Source organism: Gilliamella sp. B3482, from assembly GCF_026536805.1.
GTDB lineage: Bacteria > Pseudomonadota > Gammaproteobacteria > Enterobacterales > Orbaceae > Gilliamella > Gilliamella apicola_E.
The window spans coordinates 610,197-627,735 of sequence record NZ_JAFNNL010000001.1 but is presented as its reverse complement, the minus strand read 5'-3'; the positions used below and the strand labels follow the sequence as shown (position 1 = coordinate 627,735).

The 17,539-nt window shown below is 33.7% G+C and carries 15 protein-coding genes; all 15 read left to right on the top strand.

The annotated features are described in order from the left end of the window. Window positions 1-29 precede the first annotated feature (29 nt). The 15 genes from J3U18_RS02840 (at window position 30) to J3U18_RS02770 (ending at window position 17,533) form a co-directional block, all read left to right on the top strand. Complete coding sequence (locus tag J3U18_RS02840) at window positions 30-1,100, top strand: hypothetical protein (RefSeq protein WP_267352860.1); 1,071 nt, start codon at window positions 30-32, stop codon at window positions 1,098-1,100. 136 nt (window positions 1,101-1,236) lie between these two features. Next, window positions 1,237-1,443, top strand: coding sequence for a YheU family protein (locus J3U18_RS02835; RefSeq protein ID WP_065562392.1), 207 nt, complete (start codon window positions 1,237-1,239; stop codon window positions 1,441-1,443). An 85-nt stretch (window positions 1,444-1,528) separates the two neighbouring features. Further along, entirely contained in the window at window positions 1,529-2,161 is a 633-nt protein-coding gene (gene crp, locus J3U18_RS02830; RefSeq protein WP_034903327.1) for a cAMP-activated global transcriptional regulator CRP, read from the top strand. Window positions 2,162-2,208: 47 nt separating this feature from the next. Next, on the top strand, window positions 2,209-2,934 hold the full coding sequence (locus tag J3U18_RS02825) for an isoprenyl transferase (RefSeq protein WP_267352859.1): 726 nt from the start codon (window positions 2,209-2,211) through the stop codon (window positions 2,932-2,934). Continuing rightward, window positions 2,928-3,764, top strand: coding sequence for a phosphatidate cytidylyltransferase (locus J3U18_RS02820; protein WP_267352858.1), 837 nt, complete (start codon window positions 2,928-2,930; stop codon window positions 3,762-3,764). The genes J3U18_RS02825 and J3U18_RS02820 overlap by 7 nt, the downstream gene beginning before the upstream one ends. Before the next feature lie 13 nt (window positions 3,765-3,777). Beyond that, a complete protein-coding gene (gene rseP, locus J3U18_RS02815; protein WP_267352857.1) occupies window positions 3,778-5,088 on the top strand; it encodes an RIP metalloprotease RseP in 1,311 nt (436 codons plus the stop codon). A gap of 25 nt (window positions 5,089-5,113) precedes the next feature. Continuing rightward, window positions 5,114-7,537 (top strand): outer membrane protein assembly factor BamA, encoded by a 2,424-nt coding sequence (gene bamA / locus J3U18_RS02810; RefSeq protein WP_065562388.1) that lies wholly within the window; start codon window positions 5,114-5,116, stop codon window positions 7,535-7,537. Window positions 7,538-7,578: 41 nt separating this feature from the next. Further along, window positions 7,579-8,067, top strand: coding sequence for an OmpH family outer membrane protein (locus J3U18_RS02805; protein WP_065562387.1), 489 nt, complete (start codon window positions 7,579-7,581; stop codon window positions 8,065-8,067). Further along, on the top strand, window positions 8,067-9,095 hold the full coding sequence (lpxD, locus tag J3U18_RS02800) for a UDP-3-O-(3-hydroxymyristoyl)glucosamine N-acyltransferase (RefSeq protein WP_065562386.1): 1,029 nt from the start codon (window positions 8,067-8,069) through the stop codon (window positions 9,093-9,095). The genes J3U18_RS02805 and lpxD overlap by 1 nt, the downstream gene beginning before the upstream one ends. A gap of 105 nt (window positions 9,096-9,200) precedes the next feature. Further along, the gene (gene tig / locus J3U18_RS02795) at window positions 9,201-10,502 is read left to right on the top strand and encodes a trigger factor (RefSeq protein WP_267352856.1); all 1,302 of its coding nucleotides are present in this window, start codon (window positions 9,201-9,203) and stop codon (window positions 10,500-10,502) included. A gap of 92 nt (window positions 10,503-10,594) precedes the next feature. Next, on the top strand, window positions 10,595-11,197 hold the full coding sequence (gene clpP / locus J3U18_RS02790) for an ATP-dependent Clp endopeptidase proteolytic subunit ClpP (RefSeq protein WP_304363924.1): 603 nt from the start codon (window positions 10,595-10,597) through the stop codon (window positions 11,195-11,197). A 19-nt stretch (window positions 11,198-11,216) separates the two neighbouring features. Beyond that, window positions 11,217-12,482 (top strand): ATP-dependent protease ATP-binding subunit ClpX, encoded by a 1,266-nt coding sequence (clpX, locus tag J3U18_RS02785; RefSeq protein WP_267352855.1) that lies wholly within the window; start codon window positions 11,217-11,219, stop codon window positions 12,480-12,482. A gap of 162 nt (window positions 12,483-12,644) precedes the next feature. Next, the gene (lon, locus tag J3U18_RS02780) at window positions 12,645-15,080 is read left to right on the top strand and encodes an endopeptidase La (protein WP_065562382.1); all 2,436 of its coding nucleotides are present in this window, start codon (window positions 12,645-12,647) and stop codon (window positions 15,078-15,080) included. 126 nt (window positions 15,081-15,206) lie between these two features. After that, window positions 15,207-17,081: a SurA N-terminal domain-containing protein gene (locus J3U18_RS02775; RefSeq protein ID WP_267352854.1), complete on the top strand. Its 1,875-nt coding sequence runs from the start codon at window positions 15,207-15,209 to the stop codon at window positions 17,079-17,081. A gap of 152 nt (window positions 17,082-17,233) precedes the next feature. After that, complete coding sequence (locus J3U18_RS02770) at window positions 17,234-17,533, top strand: ComEA family DNA-binding protein (RefSeq protein WP_220225168.1); 300 nt, start codon at window positions 17,234-17,236, stop codon at window positions 17,531-17,533. Window positions 17,534-17,539: the final 6 nt, after the last annotated feature.

The window sequence follows — 17,539 nt, the reverse complement described above, 5'->3', positions numbered from 1 at the left end:
AATTTATTAGAGAAAATAGGAAGTTAAACATGAAAAAATTAGCAATAAATAAAATTGCATTAAGCTTGTTTTTAGCTGGTTATGCTGCAAGTAGTGCTTATGCAATAACTCCTGCAACTACAACGAATGCGGTTCAAGGTAGTGCGCCTGTGATGTGGTCTAAAGCTGGAACAGTAGCTCATACTATGACAGTTCGTATCTCAAATAATGCTACTGGTACAACTGCTATTGGTAGTGGTGAAAAAGCTAAAGTTGGTGATTACATCCACATTTTTTATGATTTAAAAGATAAAGATGGGGATCTAGATCCTACAGCTGCGAGGAAAGTAGCAGGTACATTAAAAGTTTGGATGAAATTGGATCGTGCTAATGGTTCTTGGCAAGAAGTAACAGATATCACTGGCACCGCTATAGCGTATGAAGCTAATGGTGAAGAAGGTCATATTTCTTTCCAAATTAGTAATTCAATGGCAGGGGCTGAACAAATTGGTTTCCAACTTGAAGAAAGAACGGAATTTGGTAGTCCAGACCATGGTAAATGGTTAAGTGTTGCTGATATTTGGTCTACTGCTAATCCTCCTAAGAAAGATGATACTAAACCAAACGATCCAGGTACGGGCAACGAAGGTCCAGGTGATCCTGATCCAGATAACCCAGTTGGTCCTGTCGAACTTCCAGGGGCTACTGCTTTGGGTATCTTCAAGTATAAGGCTGACGGTTCTGTAGATTTAGCAGTTAACCTTGCTACTACAGGAAATACCGATGAAGCTTCAACTCCAATGTATGGTGATAAATTGGCAGCTATTGTATGGATGAATAATTCAGGTGGTACTGTTTCGAATGCCCCTAATTTTACGGGATCTACTCCTGATATGAATAAATCTTCAGCATATAACTATACATGGCATCTAGATGGTACTTATGAGGGAGATGCAGCTCCTGCTGCTGCAATTAGCGTTGGATTAGATAGAGATCCTACTCATGGCTATGGAATAATTGAATTAGGAGATGTTTCTGCTACAGTTAAACATAACTCAAAATATTCAATGGGCACTAAAGCAGGTCTTCAAGGCTACAAACTTAAAGTTACTGCAAACTAATCATTATTTAATGATATTTAATGAAACTATTTAAAACCACTCAACTGAGTGGTTTTTTTATTTAATATTCCGTATGCACTTCTTATAATTAACTTGTTAAAATAACTTAATGTAAGTTAACTTAGCAAATATAATTATGATAATTCCTTGGCAATCTCTTGATTCAACTACATTAAACAATCTAATAGAATACTTTGTTTTACGTGAAGGGACTGATTATGGGGAGGAAGAAAAATCACTTGAAGATAAAGTGAATGATGTAAAACTTCATTTAATTAATGGTTCGGCTGTAATTTTTTGGTCTGAATTACATGAAACAGTAGATATTAAATTTATTAAGTAATGATTAAAATCATTTTAGTGAGTATATGATTTATTCTGTAACTTTGTTATAGTGTTACTGTAGTAATTTGAATAGAGAGGAAGGAATAATGATTGGTAAACAGCAATCAGATACAACATTGGAATGGTTTTTATCTCATTGCCATATTCATAAATATCCAGCTAAAAGTACCCTTATTCACCAAGGTGAAAAAGCCGAAACTCTCTATTATATTTTAAAAGGATCTGTAGCGGTATTGATTAAAGATGATGAAGGTAATGAAATGATTTTGTCGTATTTAAACCAAAATCAATTCTTAGGTGAATTAGGTCTTTTTGAAGAAGGCACAGAACGTAGTGCTTGGGTTAAAGCGAAAACAAGTTGTGAAGTGGCCGAAATATCATATAAAAAATTTAAACAGCTAGTGCAAGTTAACCCAGATATATTAATGCGGTTAGCTAGTCAAATGGCAAGCCGATTACAAGTTACATCAGAAAAAGTCAGTAATCTAGCTTTCTTGGATGTAGCCGGTCGAATTGCACAAACACTATTAAACTTAACTAAACAGCCTGATGCGATGACTCACCCAGATGGTATGCAAATAAAAATAACCCGCCAAGAGATTGGGCAAATTGTCGGCTGTTCACGTGAAACCGTTGGAAGAATTTTAAAAATGCTTGAAGATCAACACCTAATTTCAGCACATGGTAAAACGATAGTTGTTTATGGCACCCGTTGATTTATCGAAATTATCATTAATATGATAGATATATAACGAGATTATACATGACGCAATATATTCCCAATCATGTGGCGATTATTATGGATGGTAATGGTCGATGGGCTAAGCAAAGAAATCAGTTACGCGCTAAAGGCCATCGAGCTGGTTTAAAAGCGGTGCGTAAAATTGTCACATATGCAGCAAAATTAGATATAAAAGTGCTTACTTTATATGCTTTTAGTAGTGAAAATTGGAAACGTCCAGCTAATGAAGTTACTGCTTTAATTTCACTGTTTATTTATGCGTTAAATCGCGAAATTAAAAATTTAAATAAAAATAATGTTCGATTAAATATCATTGGTGATATATCAAAATTTAATCAAAATCTTCAAAATCTTATTATTGATGCTCAGCTTTTAACAAAAAATAATACTGGCCTTACCTTGAATATTGCAGCTAATTATGGTGGCCGTTGGGATATTGTTGAATCAGCTAAAAAAATAGCTTCACAAGCTTTAGATGGTAAAATAACGCCACAGGATATCAATGAGGAATATTTTGGCTCGATTATTTGTATGAATGATTTACCTGAAGTTGATTTAGTTATTCGCACCGGTGGAGAATACCGAATTAGTAATTTTTTATTATGGCAATGTGCATACGCAGAATTGTATTTTACTGACACATTGTGGCCTGATTTTAATCAAGCATCATTTGATGAAGCGATAAATATTTTTAACACTAGAGAACGGCGTTTTGGTGGCGTTCTAAATGAGGACCTTTCATGCTAATCCAGCGTATTTTAACTGCCATCGTACTTATTCCCCTTGTTATTATTGCACTATTTTTTGCACCTTTATCGATATTTTCTTATTTAATCATCGCTGTTTGTGCATTAGCGGCATGGGAATGGCGTAATTTTTTAGCAAAAAAAAACGAGAAAACAGTTCTTTTGTTTTTTATTGTTTTTTCAATAGTTTTGCTTTACTTCATACCCATTGAGTCAACACTAAAAAGTCAGTTATTTGCTTTAATAATTTGCTTATCAGTTATTTGGTGGTTAACCGCTTTGTTATTAGTTGTAGGCTATCCTAACTCAGCAAAATACTGGTCTAAATCACCATTAATTAAGCTGTTGTTTGCTTTTTTTACCTTAGTCCCTTTTTTTATAGGAATGCTTGAATTACGGACTATTAATTACAGTGTTAATAGTTATACTGGGGCTATTTGGTTGCTCTATGTATTTGTGTTAGTATGGGCAACCGATACAGGTGCTTATTTTGCTGGGAGAGCGATTGGTAAACGGAAATTGGCTGTTAAAGTCTCACCAGGAAAGACGATAGAAGGTTTTATCGGTGGTGTCAGTTTAGCAATTCTAGTTTGTGTGCTCGCTTACTTAACTGGTTATTTTAATATTAATTTTACTCAATTTTTATTTAGCTCTCTATTGGCTATTTTGGCTTCGGTATTAGGTGACCTGACTGAAAGCATGTTTAAGCGTGAAGCAGGAATTAAAGATAGTGGAAATCTGATCCCAGGGCATGGTGGTATTTTAGATCGTATTGATAGTTTAACCGCGGCAGTTCCTGTATTTACTGTATTATCTTTACATTTATTCTAAAGGGTTACTGATTTTGCTTTGGTCACTGTTGTTATTTATTATTACTATCAGTATATTAGTTACAGTTCATGAGTTTGGGCATTTTTTTGTTGCTCGGCTATGTAAAGTACATGTAGAGTGTTTTTCAATCGGGTTTGGAAAAAAAATATGGTCGCATAGATTTTCAAATGGAACTGAATTAGTTATCGCTATGATTCCACTTGGCGGATATGTTAGAATGCTTGATAGCAGAACGAGTGAATTATCCCCCAATTTAGAAAAACACGCTTTTGATAAAAAAAGTATTTTGCAACGGGCTGCAATTATTTTTGCAGGGCCATTTGCTAATTTTGTTTTAGCTTTAATTATTTATTGGGTTATTTTTTTGACGGGTGTGGTTGATTATCCTGTTAAAATAAAAAGTATTATACCTTCAACACCAGCTGCATCTATCAATATGCCAGCAGATGCAGAGTTAAGAATGATTGATAATACTAAAATAGACACTTGGAATGATGTAAATGCAGCATTGATTTCTGCTTTAGGTAAAAGCAATATTAAGGTTACCTATAGTACTGATATTGATCAACAAGAAGTTAGTCGAGATGTTAATATTAGTAATTGGTATTTTGATATTGAAAAGGAATCTTCAATCGCAGCATTTGGATTTATACCTAAACAATTGGAAATTTATCCAATTGTGAGTAAAATTGTACCCGATTCAGCAGCGGCTCAAGCTGGTTTAAAAGTAGGTGATAAAATACTTAGTTATAATGATCACCTTTATCAAAATTGGAATGATTTTACTGATACTATAAAAAAGGCTGGAATTTTAAAACTGAAGGTAAGTAGGAACAATAAAGACATCGATCTTACACTTGAGCCAACAAGAAATAGAAATGGAGAAGGTGTTGCAGGTTTCTATCCGACATCTGATGCAGTAATTAAACAATATGATTTTTTTAATGGATTTGATAAAGCGATGAAACAAACAATGTTAACAACCAAGTTAACGGTTCGTTCTCTTTATCAATTAGTAACAGGAGTGATTGGTCTAAAACATTTATCAGGACCAATTACAATAGCAAAAAACGCAGGGCAAACAGCAAGTTATGGATTTACTCCTTACTTATATTTTCTAGCCTTTATTAGTATAAGTTTAGGAGTTATCAATCTTGTTCCATTACCTATGTTAGATGGCGGGCAGTTGCTTTTTTTATTTTTTGAGAAAATAAAAGGAAATGCCTTATCAAATAAAGCACAAGAGCGTTTTTTTCGTATCGGATTTGTTTTATTAATGGTAATAATGGGAATTGCACTATTTAATGATATTTTACGATTGTAATGGGATGAGGTTATAAATATATACGATGAAAATAAATAAATTACTTATAGCATCTTTGCTGTTTAGTAGCACAGCAGTATATAGTTCCAATGCATTTTGTGTTGATGATTTTGTGGTTAGGGACATCAAGTTTGAAGGTTTGCAACGAGTTACAATCGGTGCTGCGATGCTTGAAATGCCTGTTCAAGTCGGTGACTATGTAAATGAATCTGATTTAGGTCGCATTATCAAATCACTTTACGCCAGCGGTAATTTTGATGATATTACTGTTTCTCGTGATGGCGATAGATTAATTATCCATGTCCAAGAACGCCCAACTATAGCAAGTATTACCTTTTCTGGTAACAAATCTGTCAAAGACGACATGTTGAAAAAGAATTTAGATAGTACCGGTATTCGTGAAGGCGATGCATTAGATCGTACAATGCTTTCAGGAATCGAGAAAGGTCTAGAAGATTTTTACTATAGTGTTGGTAAATATAATGCTCAAATCAAAGCCGTCGTAACACCACTATCCCGAAATCGCGTTGATTTAAAATTAGTTATTGCTGAAGGTAAATCTGCTTTAATAGATCAAATCAATATCGTGGGTGCAAAAGCTTTTTCATCTGAAGAGCTTATTTCACGTTTTTCATTACGTGATGATGTGCCTTGGTGGAATATGCTTGGTGATCGCAAATATCAAAAGCAAAAATTGGCATCGGACCTAGATGAGTTGCAAAGTTTTTACTTAAATCGAGGTTATGCTCGATTTAATATTGAGTCTACACAAGTTAGCTTAACGCCAGATAAAAAAGGGATTTATGTTACTATTAATATTCATGAAGGTGAACAATATAAGTTAGCCGATTTTGATTTTAAAGGTAACTTTGCTGGGCATGAAGAGGCAATACAAAAATTAGCCAAAGAAAAGCTTACTGTAGGTGAACTTTATAATGGTAAAAAAATAACTGATATTGAGGATAATATTAAGCGATTGCTGGCTAATTTTGGCTATGCTTATCCTCAAGTAGCTATTCAGCCTGAAATGGATGACTCATCACATACTGTTAAATTGGTAGTATTAGTTGATGTAGGGCAACGTTTTTACGTACGCAATATTAAAATTGTCGGCAATACAATTACAAGTGAAAGTGTGGTTCGTCGTGAGCTTCGTCAAATGGAAGGCTCATGGTTGAGTAATGGTTTGGTTGAACTAGGTAAAGAACGTCTAAATCGATTAGGGTTCTTTGAAAGCGTTGAAGCGAATACTGAACGAGTTCCTGGCATTGATGATCAAGTTGATATTATTTATAAAGTAGCTGAACGTAATACGGGTAGTATTAAATTTGGCGTGGGTATTGGCTCAGACAGTGGTATAAGTTTTAATGCCGGAATTTCTCAAGATAACTGGTTAGGAACGGGGAATAGCGTTTCATTTGATATTAATACAACCAGTAGTGATAAAAGTGCATCTGTTTCGATTGTTAATCCTTATTTTACTGTTGATGGTGTTAGTTTAGGTGGTAGCGTTTACTACAATACTTATAAAACTGATAGTGATGATGATGAATCTGAGTATTCAAGTAAAACTTGGGGGGCTAATTTAGACCTCGGCTTCCCGATTAGTGAAAATAACTTTGTTCGTTTTGGCACAGAATACGCTAATCATAAATTAACTGATATGAAACCTCAGTATAATATGTGGCGCTATTTTGAATCAATGGGTGAAAACATGACAAATAAAGATAAGTCTTATTCATATGACACTAATGATTTGTTATTGAACGCCTATTGGACATATAACTCGTTAAATCGCGGCTATTTCCCAACAGATGGGTTAAAACTTACCGCTAGTTTGAAAGCGACAGCGCCAGTATTTGACAATAGATTCTATAAAATGGTTAGTGATGCTTCTTATTATTATCCAATTGATAACGACCATAAATGGGTATTTTTAGCTCGTGGACGATTAGGTTATGGTGGTGGATTTGGCGGAAAAGAATTACCATTCTATGAGAATTTCTATGCAGGTGGCTCAACTGTATTGCGTGGCTTTAAAACAAATACTGTCGGCCCTAAAGCAGTATACTTTAATACACCCGGATGTAAAACCTTAGGTGATACAGCTCAATGTACTAGTTCTAAAGATGCAATAGGTGGTAATGCGTTAGCATTCGGAAGTACGGAGCTAATAGTCCCAACACCATTTGCAAGTGAAAAGTATGCAGATAGTATTAGAACATCAGTATTTTTTGATGCAGGAACGGTTTGGGATACTGAATGGGATCTAAAAGGCAAAAATATTCCAGATTATAGTTCCCCATCTGATATTAGAATGTCTGCTGGTCTTGCTGTTCAATGGATGTCGCCATTAGGGCCACTGGTATTTTCTTATGCACAGCCGTTAAAGAAATATAAGGGTGATTCAGCTCAGCAGTTCCAATTTAATATAGGTTCAACATGGTAATGCCATGTTGTTAATAACTAAAATACACATAGGTGAATAAAGTGAAAAAAATTATATCTGTTATTGGCATCAGTATTGCTCTACTTTTTACAGGCTTTGCAAACGCTGAAACTAAAATTGGTGTTATCGATATTAAATCCGTAATGGATCGTATGCCAGAACGAGAAGCGATCGGTAAAGAATTGAACCAAAAATTTGAAGCAAGAGCAAAAGCATTAGAAAAAGAAGAAAAAATTGCTGATGCAGCTGCTGCACGTTTAAAGAAAGAAGGACTAACTTTGTCATCTTCTGAAAAAACTAAGTTAAATAAAACTATTGCAGATTTTCAGAATAAAGCCACAGCTTTCGCAAATGAATATCGTGAAAGCGAAACAAAAGAAGCTGGTAAATTACTAACTAAAATTCAAGAAGCAGTCAAAACCATCGTTGCTGAAGAAAAATATGATCTTATTTTAAGAGTCGATACGGTTTTATATGCTTCAGACGCTGTTGATATTACTGACAAAGTTTTGGAGAAGGTTAAAAAATAATGTTTGCTTTTCGTTTAGAGCAATTAGCTGACAAACTTGATGCTACATTACATGGTGATGGTGAATTAACTATCACCGGTATAGCATCAATGAAAAGTGCCACAAAAGGTCAAATCACTTTTTTGTCGGATAAAAAATTCCAAAACAATTTATTAACTTGTAACGCTTCAGCAGTTGTTATGACAGAAGATAGCCTTAAATATTGGAATGGGGCTGCTTTGATTGTTAAAGATCCTTATCTTACTTATGCAAAATTAGCACAACTTTTAGATACGACACCGTTACCAGCTAAAGGAATCGCGCAATCTGCGGTAATTGATTCTACTGCTAAGCTTGGACAAAATGTCTCAATTGGTCCAAATGCTGTTATAGAAAGTGGTGTAAATCTTGGTGATAACTGTTGTATTGGTGCTGGCTGTTTTATTGGGAAAGATACTCAAATCGGTGCAGGCACAAAAATATGGTCTAATGTATCTATCTACCATAACTGTATTATTGGTGAAAACTGTTTGATCCAATCAGGAACAGTAATAGGTGCAGATGGATTTGGTTATGCAAATGATAAAGGTAAATGGATAAAAATCCCTCAGCTTGGCCGGGTAGTAATTGGTAATAACGTTGAAATTGGCTCATCAACAACAATCGATCGTGGTGCTTTAGATGATACTGTCATCGGTAATGGCGTCATTATTGATAATCAATGTCAAATTGCGCACAACGATGTTATTGGTGATCATACTGCTGTTGCTGGTGGTGTTATTATGGCTGGTAGTTTAAAGATTGGACGCCATTGCCTAATTGGTGGTGCGAGTGTTATTAACGGCCATATGGAAATTTGTGATCAAGTAACTGTGACTGGAATGGGTATGGTTATGAGACCAATTACTGAGCCGGGTGTATATTCATCGGGTATTCCATTACAACAAAATAAAGTATGGCGTAAAACAGCTTCATTAGTTTTACATATTGATGAAATGAATAAACGTTTGAAAGCACTTGAGAAGAAGCTATTAAATGTCTCGACGTAGACGATTACGGTCGGTATAATGCTTCCCTATTTTATAAATTTAATTAGCTCAATTAATCAATTTATAATTATGAGCAAATATATTCAATAATTCCGAGGTATAAAGATGCAAGTTTCGGTAGAAACAACAGAAGGTTTAGGCCGTCGTTTATCAATTACAATTAAATCAGAAGATATTACCAAAGCAGTTGATAAAGAACTTATCAATACAGCAAAGAAAGTTCGTATTGATGGTTTCCGTAAAGGAAAAGTACCTTTAAAAATTGTTGAACAACGCTATGGTGCTTCTATTTTACAAGACGCTTTAAGTGATTTGATGCAACGTAATTTCATCGATGCAATTATCCAAGAAAAATTAAATCCAGCTGGTGCGCCAACATATATTCCAACTGAATATAAAAATGGTGAAGATTATACTTTCACTGTTGAATTTGAAGTTTATCCTGAAATTAAAATCAAAGATTTAGATAAAATTGAAGTTGAAAAACCAGTAGCTGAAGTTGTTGATGCTGATGTGGAAACAATGATTGAAACCTTACGTAAACAACAAGGTACTTGGAAAGCAGTTAAAAAGACAGCAAAAGAACAAAACCGTGTCACACTTGACTTTTTAGGTAAAGTCGATGGCGCTGAATTTGAAGGCGGTAAAGCTGATGATTTTGCACTTGTATTAGGACAAGGTCGAATGATCCCTGGTTTTGAAGATGCAATCATCGGTCACAAAGCTGGAGATGAATTTGATATTAATGTTACATTCCCAGAAGATTATCATGCTGAGAATTTAAAAGGTAAACCAGCAGTATTTTCAGCTTCACTTAAAAAAGTTGAAGAGCTTGAGTTACCAGAACTAACTGAAGAAGTAGTGAAAAGATTTGGTATTGCAGATGGCACAGTTGAAAGTTTACGAGCAGAAGTACGTAAAAATATGCAACGTGAACTTAATGCAACAATTCGCAATAAAATCAAAACACAAGTCATTGATGGTTTAGTAACAAATAATGATATTGAAGTTCCATCTGCTTTAATTGATCGCGAAATTGATGTCTTACGTCAACAAGCGTTAACTCGTTTTGGTGGTAATGTTAAACAATCAATGGATTTACCTAAAGAGTTATTCGAAGCAGAAGCAAAACGCCGTGTGTTAGTAGGACTACTATTTAGCGAAATTATTGAAAGTAACAAGTTAAAGGCTGACGAAGCAAAAGTACAATCTTTAATTGATGAAATAGCGACTGCTTATGAAGATCCTAAAGAAGTGGTTGATTATTATCGTAAAGATAAGAAAGCAATGGATAATATCCGTTCTGTTGCACTAGAAGATCAAGTAGTTGATTTATTATTAGCTAGCGCAAAAATAACAGATAAGACTTGTTCATTCTCAGAATTAATGAATCAACAAGTTGTTTAATAAGCAGCTTGTCACTTTAATTAATTAAAATTCATCATAAGCCCAAATAAGGATCAATTGTTTGGGCTATTTTGTTTAATTAGGAGATGAAAATGCCTTTAGAACCATACATGAGTGTGATTCCAATGGTTGTTGAGCAAAGTTCTCGTGGCGAGAGAGCTTATGATATTTACTCACGATTATTAAAAGAAAGAATTATATTTTTAACTGGGCAAGTTGAAGACAATATGGCAAATTTGATTATTGCTCAGATGCTTTTTCTTGAAGCTGAAAATCCTGAAAAAGATATCCATTTATATATCAATTCTCCTGGTGGCGTAGTGACTGCTGGTATGGCTATTTATGACACGATGCAATTTATTCGACCAGATGTTAGTACTATTTGTCTTGGACAAGCGTGTTCAATGGGCTCATTACTTTTAACTGCTGGTACTAAAGGTAAACGTTTTTGCCTGCCTAATGCACGCGTCATGATCCATCAACCATTAGGTGGTTTTCAAGGACAAGCGTCAGATATTCAAATTCATGCTCAAGAAATATTACAGGTTAAAAGCCGATTAAATAATATTTTATCAATGCATACTGGTCAGGATATTAGTGTAATTGAAAAAGATACAGATCGTGATAACTTTATGTCAGCAGAAAAAGCAGTTGAATATGGATTAGTTGACGCCATATACAGTAAACGCTCTTAATAATAAATAGGTAAAGAAAGTGGATAAAGAAAACTCAGAAAAATTACTCTATTGTACTTTTTGTGGCAAAAGTGAACATGAAGTCCGTAAGCTAATTGCTGGGCCATCATCTATTTATATTTGTAATGAATGTATTGGACTATGTAATGATATTCTAAAAGAAGAAACGAAAAGTTTTCTTTCACATGAAGAATTTATTAGTAAACCATTACCGACACCGCATGAAATACGAGCTCACCTTGATGAATATGTTATTGGTCAGGAGCGGGCTAAAAAAGTATTATCAGTTGCAGTTTATAATCATTATAAACGTTTACGTAGCTATTCTAACCGTAGTGATGTTGAATTAGGTAAAAGTAATATTTTATTAATTGGTCCTACGGGTAGTGGTAAAACATTATTAGCTGAAACATTAGCGCGTTTTCTTGATGTCCCTTTTGCCATGGCTGATGCAACTACATTGACTGAGGCTGGATATGTTGGTGAAGATGTAGAAAATATTATTCAGAAATTATTACAAAGTTGTGATTATGATGTAGAAAAAGCGCAACGAGGGATTATTTATGTTGATGAAATTGATAAGATTTCTAGAAAATCAGATAATCCATCTATCACGCGAGATGTTTCTGGTGAAGGAGTTCAGCAGGCCTTATTAAAGATTATTGAAGGTACTGTTGCATCTGTTCCTCCTAAAGGCGGACGTAAGCATCCTCAACAAGAGTTTTTACAAGTTGATACTTCTAAAATCCTCTTTATTTGTGGAGGCGCATTTAGTGGATTAGATAAAGTTATTGAAAATAGGGTGTCAACCAATACAGGTATTGGTTTCGGTGCTGATGTAAAAAGCACTAAAAATAAAGCGACAGAATCTGAGTTATTAGCTCAAATTGAGGCTGAAGATTTGGTCAAATTTGGTCTTATACCTGAATTTATTGGTAGATTACCTGTTATTGGAACGTTATCAGAGCTAGATAAAGAGGCTTTAGTTAATATCCTAACTGAACCCAAAAATGCTTTGACCAAGCAGTTTAATGCGTTATTAGAATTGGATGGTGTAGAACTGGAATTTACTAAAGAAGCTTTAGATGCCATTGCAATTAAAGCGATGAAACGTAAAACAGGTGCTCGAGGATTACGTTCAATTGTCGAAAATATACTGTTAGATACAATGTATGATTTACCATCAATGCAAAACGTCAAAAAAGTACTTATTGAGAAAGATACGGTAAATCATTTGCAATCACCTAAATTGATTTTTCGTGAAGATACAGAACTATCTGCATAATAGATAAGCAATTATCCTATTCAAATTGGTAAGTAGCATTTATGTAAAAAATGAAATACGTATGTACATTTATTGTACTACGTATTTAAAACAGGATAAGCTTGAATATCTTAAAATCACCCCAATATAAGACAGATAAGTTTGTACTACCGAGAGAATAAAATGAAGACAAAACAAACTAAACAAATGATTATGCCTATTTTACCATTGCGTGATGTTGTTGTATTTCCACATATGGTAATTCCTCTCTTCGTTGGTCGTAATAAATCAATCCGTTGTTTGGAAAGTGCAATGGAGATGGATAAACAAGTTTTTCTTGTAACACAAAAATATCCTTCACAAGATGAACCTGATGTAGAGGATTTGTATGAAGTTGGTACTATAGCCAATGTTTTACAATTACTTCAATTACCTGACGGTACAGTTAAAGTTCTGGTTGAGGGTGTCGCGCGAGCTAAAATTGTTGATATTATTGAGCGAAAAGAAGAAGATTTTTTAATCGCAAATATTAAGCCACTAAAAGAACCTAAAAAAGCAGATAGTATTAGTCAAGCGATGATAAGAGTCTTATTATCAAATTTTGATGATTATGCGAAACTTAATAAAAAAGTCACTCAAGAGGTTGTTGATTCTATTCATTTAATTAAAGAATCATCTCAATTGGCAGATTCCATAGCTGCTACCTTATATATAAAAGTTGAACAAAAACAAGAGATTTTAGTTACTGCTGATTTAGAAAAACGTTTCGAGTTGCTTATTTCATTAATGGAATCAGAAATTGACTTGTTGCAAGTTGAAAAAAACATCCGTCAACGCGTCAAACAACAAATGGAAAAAGCGCAAAAGGAATATTATCTAAATGAACAGATCAAAGCTATTCATAAAGAGCTAGGTGATATAGATAATAAACCTGATGAATTTGAAGAGCTAAACTCAAAAATTACTAAAGCAAAAATGCCAAAAGAGGCAAAGGAAAAAACACTATCTGAGCTTAATAAGCTTAAGATGATGCCCGCTATGTCTGCCGAAGCAACTGTTGTTCGCGGATATATTGATTGGATGTTACAAGTTCCTTGGAATAAACGCAGTAAAGTAAAAAAAGATATCAATTCTGCACAAAAAGTTTTAGATAAAGATCATTATGGGTTGGATCGCGTAAAAGACCGAATTTTAGAGTATTTGGCCGTACAAAGTCGAGTAAATAAAGTTAAAGGCCCAATTTTATGCTTAGTCGGGCCGCCAGGTGTTGGTAAAACATCATTAGGTCAATCTATTGCTAAAGCTACGGGAAGACAATATGTTCGTATGGCTTTAGGTGGTGTGCGTGATGAAGCCGAAATACGAGGACACCGAAGAACCTACATTGGTTCAATGCCAGGTAAATTAATTCAGCGTATGGTAAAGGTTGGTGTAAAAAACCCGCTATTTTTATTAGATGAAATTGACAAGATGGCTTCTGATATGCGTGGTGATCCTGCATCGGCATTATTGGAAGTTCTGGATCCTGAACAAAATAATGCATTTAATGACCATTATTTAGAAGTGGATTATGATTTATCTGATGTAATGTTTGTTGCGACAGCTAATTCAATGAATATTCCAGCACCACTACTTGATAGAATGGAAGTTATTCGGCTATCTGGTTATACCGAAGACGAAAAATTGAACATTGCTAAACAACATTTAATCGCTAAACAGATTGCTAATAATGGCCTAAAAGCAAATGAAATTGATATTGATGATTCAGCTGTAATTGGCATTATTCGCTATTACACTCGTGAAGCTGGTGTCCGAAGCTTAGAAAGAGAAATTGCTAAAATTTGCCGTAAGGTTGTTAAACAATTGGCTTTAAACAAGCGTTTACGTAAAGTAAGTGTAACTCAAACTAACTTAAAAGATTACTTGGGTGTACAGCGTTTTGATTATGGTAAATCCGAAAGTGAAAACCGGATCGGTCAAGTGAATGGTCTAGCATGGACAGAAGTTGGTGGTGATTTGCTAACCATTGAATCAATGAGTGTTGTTGGTAAAGGAAAATTAACTTATACCGGCTCACTTGGTGACGTTATGCAAGAATCCATTCAAACAGCACTTACGGTTGTTCGTTCGCGCGCTGAAAAATTGGGCATTAATAGCGATTTTTATGAAAAGCGTGATATACATGTGCATGTTCCTGATGGTGCTACACCGAAAGATGGTCCAAGTGCAGGCATTGCAATGTGTACTTCATTAGTATCTACTTTAACGGGTAACCCTGTTCGTGCTGATGTTGCCATGACAGGTGAAATTACTCTACGAGGTGAAGTATTACCAATTGGTGGATTAAAAGAGAAATTATTGGCTGCTCACCGAGGTGGTATAAAAACAGCTATAATTCCTATTGATAATGTTAAAGATCTTGAAGAAATTCCAGCAAATGTTAAAGCTGAAATTGATATAAAACCTGTTAAATGGATAGATGACGTATTGACGATTGCATTGCAAAATAATCCATTTGGTATTGAGCCAGTTAAGGAAAAAGTTCAAATAAAGTCACCAGTTAAAAAATCTGTTAAAAAAATTAAAAATACAGCAAATATTTCAACTCGATTGAACTAAAATAAAAAAATCAAAAAGCCAACCTTATGTTGGCTTTTTTTTGACTTTTAATTAGATAATAGCCAATTTTGGCAAATATGATATACTTGCGAAATTAAAATTCAGGTATATGGAGAATGACAAGCTATGATGGAAAAAATTAGAACAGCTGCAAACAGTCTTGTTGTTAAAATAATCTTTGCTATTATTATTTTATGTTTTATTTTTACTGGTGTTGGATTCTTAGGCTTTGGTGGCAGTAGTAGAAATGTAAATGATGAGCAATTATATATTGCTAAAGTTGATGGAGAAGGTATCGGTCGAGCTCAATTTGAGACTCAAGTAAAACAACAATTAAATAATATCAAGGGTGGTGATGCTTCGTTTATTAAAATGGTCCGACGAAGTGTTTTAGCTCAGCAAATAGATAACTATTTAGCTTATCAATTTTCACAAAAAATTCATGCAGCAATTAGTAATGAACGGGTAAAAAATTTCATTAAAAAGCAAAAAGTATTTTTTGTAAATGGTAAATTTGATAATCAAAATTATTTAAATCTACTTGCTGAAAATGGGTTTACTCCTGATAGTTATGCTGAAATATTAAAAACATCATTACAACAAGAACAAGTTATTGATGCATTAGTAAAAACTAGTTTTGTTTTACCATCAGATTCTGAAATCAACTTGTTACAAAACCAAACAAGAAAAATTTATGCGGCTAAAGTTGACTCATCTATAGATGATATGAAAGATGTTAATATCACTGAAGAAGATGAAAGAAAGTATTATGATGAACATCAAAATGAATTTTTAAAGAAAGATCGAGTAAAATTAAAATATATCTATAATTCGAAAGATGACATCGCTAAAACCATTAAGGTAACTGATGATGATATCAAAAAAGAATATGAACAAAATTTAAAAAAATATTCTTACCCAGCAAAAAAAGAGTTTAGCGCTATTTTTGTTACAGACAAAGAGCAAGCAGACAAGATCGTTAAAGAGTTATCTTCAGGCGCAAATTTTCAAAATATAGCTGAAAGTCTAAATCAAAATAATAATAATATTTCAGCTTATGGTAAAAATGGTTCTTTAGGTTGGTTTGTTGATGATGATTCTCTGCCTGAGTTCTTTAAAAAAGCAAACTTGAAAAAAGTTAACCAAATTTCAAAACCAATTCCTACTGATGATGGCTTTATCATAATTAAACTTGATGGTCTGGTACCATCAAAGACTATGGATTTTGATTATGCTTCAATTTTAATTTACGAGAATTTAAGCAAACAAAAATTACAAAATGAATTTAATGTTATTGAAGATAAAATGAAAAATGCCTTATCTCAATCGCCTAAATCTATTGAAGAGTTATCTGAAAAAACAGGTCTTCCAGTTCAAACAACTGATTGGACAAGTTATAAAGAGATATCTACAATCATGATTCATCCTGAAATTAGTGATTTAGTCTTTAGCGAAGAAATGATCGCTAATGGACAATCGACTCTTAATATATCAGACTTAATTCCTGTTGAAAGATCTAATGGTAGTTATGATTTTATTGTTCAAGTTACTGACTATCGCCCCGAAGGGGTAGCTCCTTTTGATGAGGTTAAAGAAGACATTAATAGAAAACTATATAAAGACATCTCTGAGAATCGTTTTAAAGCTAATGTTGAAAATCTTTTAAATGAGTTAAATACTACTGGAAAATCAGATAAAATAAGCTTTAGTAATAAATATGTTTTACATAGAGATTCTACAGATTTAGACAAAAAAGTCGTAGATATGGTCTTTAATTTAGAACCATCAATTTCGGGGCGAAAATCTAATCGTTTTAATGCGGAATTTTTAGAGGATAATACCGCTTATATTGTCGTCATAACTGATGTTGATACGCCTAAAGAATATCAAGATATTTCTGCTGAATTATTACCATTATCTATAGCTGATACTCATTATTACTTTGCTGATGATATTCGTTCTAAAGCGAAGATTGAAATCATGCCAGATGCAAATTTGTGATAAAGATCGAAAAATTTTGGTGATAAATCAAAAAAAGAGAAGCCACTTTTGTGGCTTTTCGCATTTTTATGAATATTAAAATTTAGAAAATTAATTCCATGAGATAGTTATGAAGCAAATTTAGTTGCATAATTATTTTGGAGTTAATTTACATGAAAATTTTTACACTATTATGCCTTTTATTTTCATCTTTACTTTTTTCAACAGTTAGTTTTGCTGATTCGAAAACAGATGTCACTATAAAAGAAGAGCAAATTGTACAAGTCAATATTAATACGGCAACAGCTGAAGAGCTAAGTAAAGTATTAACTGGTATTGGGATGAGTAAGGCTAAGAAAATTATTGAGTATCGAGAAAAATTTGGTCCTTTTGTTTCTATAGAACAATTAAAGGAAGTTTCTGGTATTGGTCAAGCAACGCTGGATAAAAATATAGGAAAAATCACTTTATAAATATCC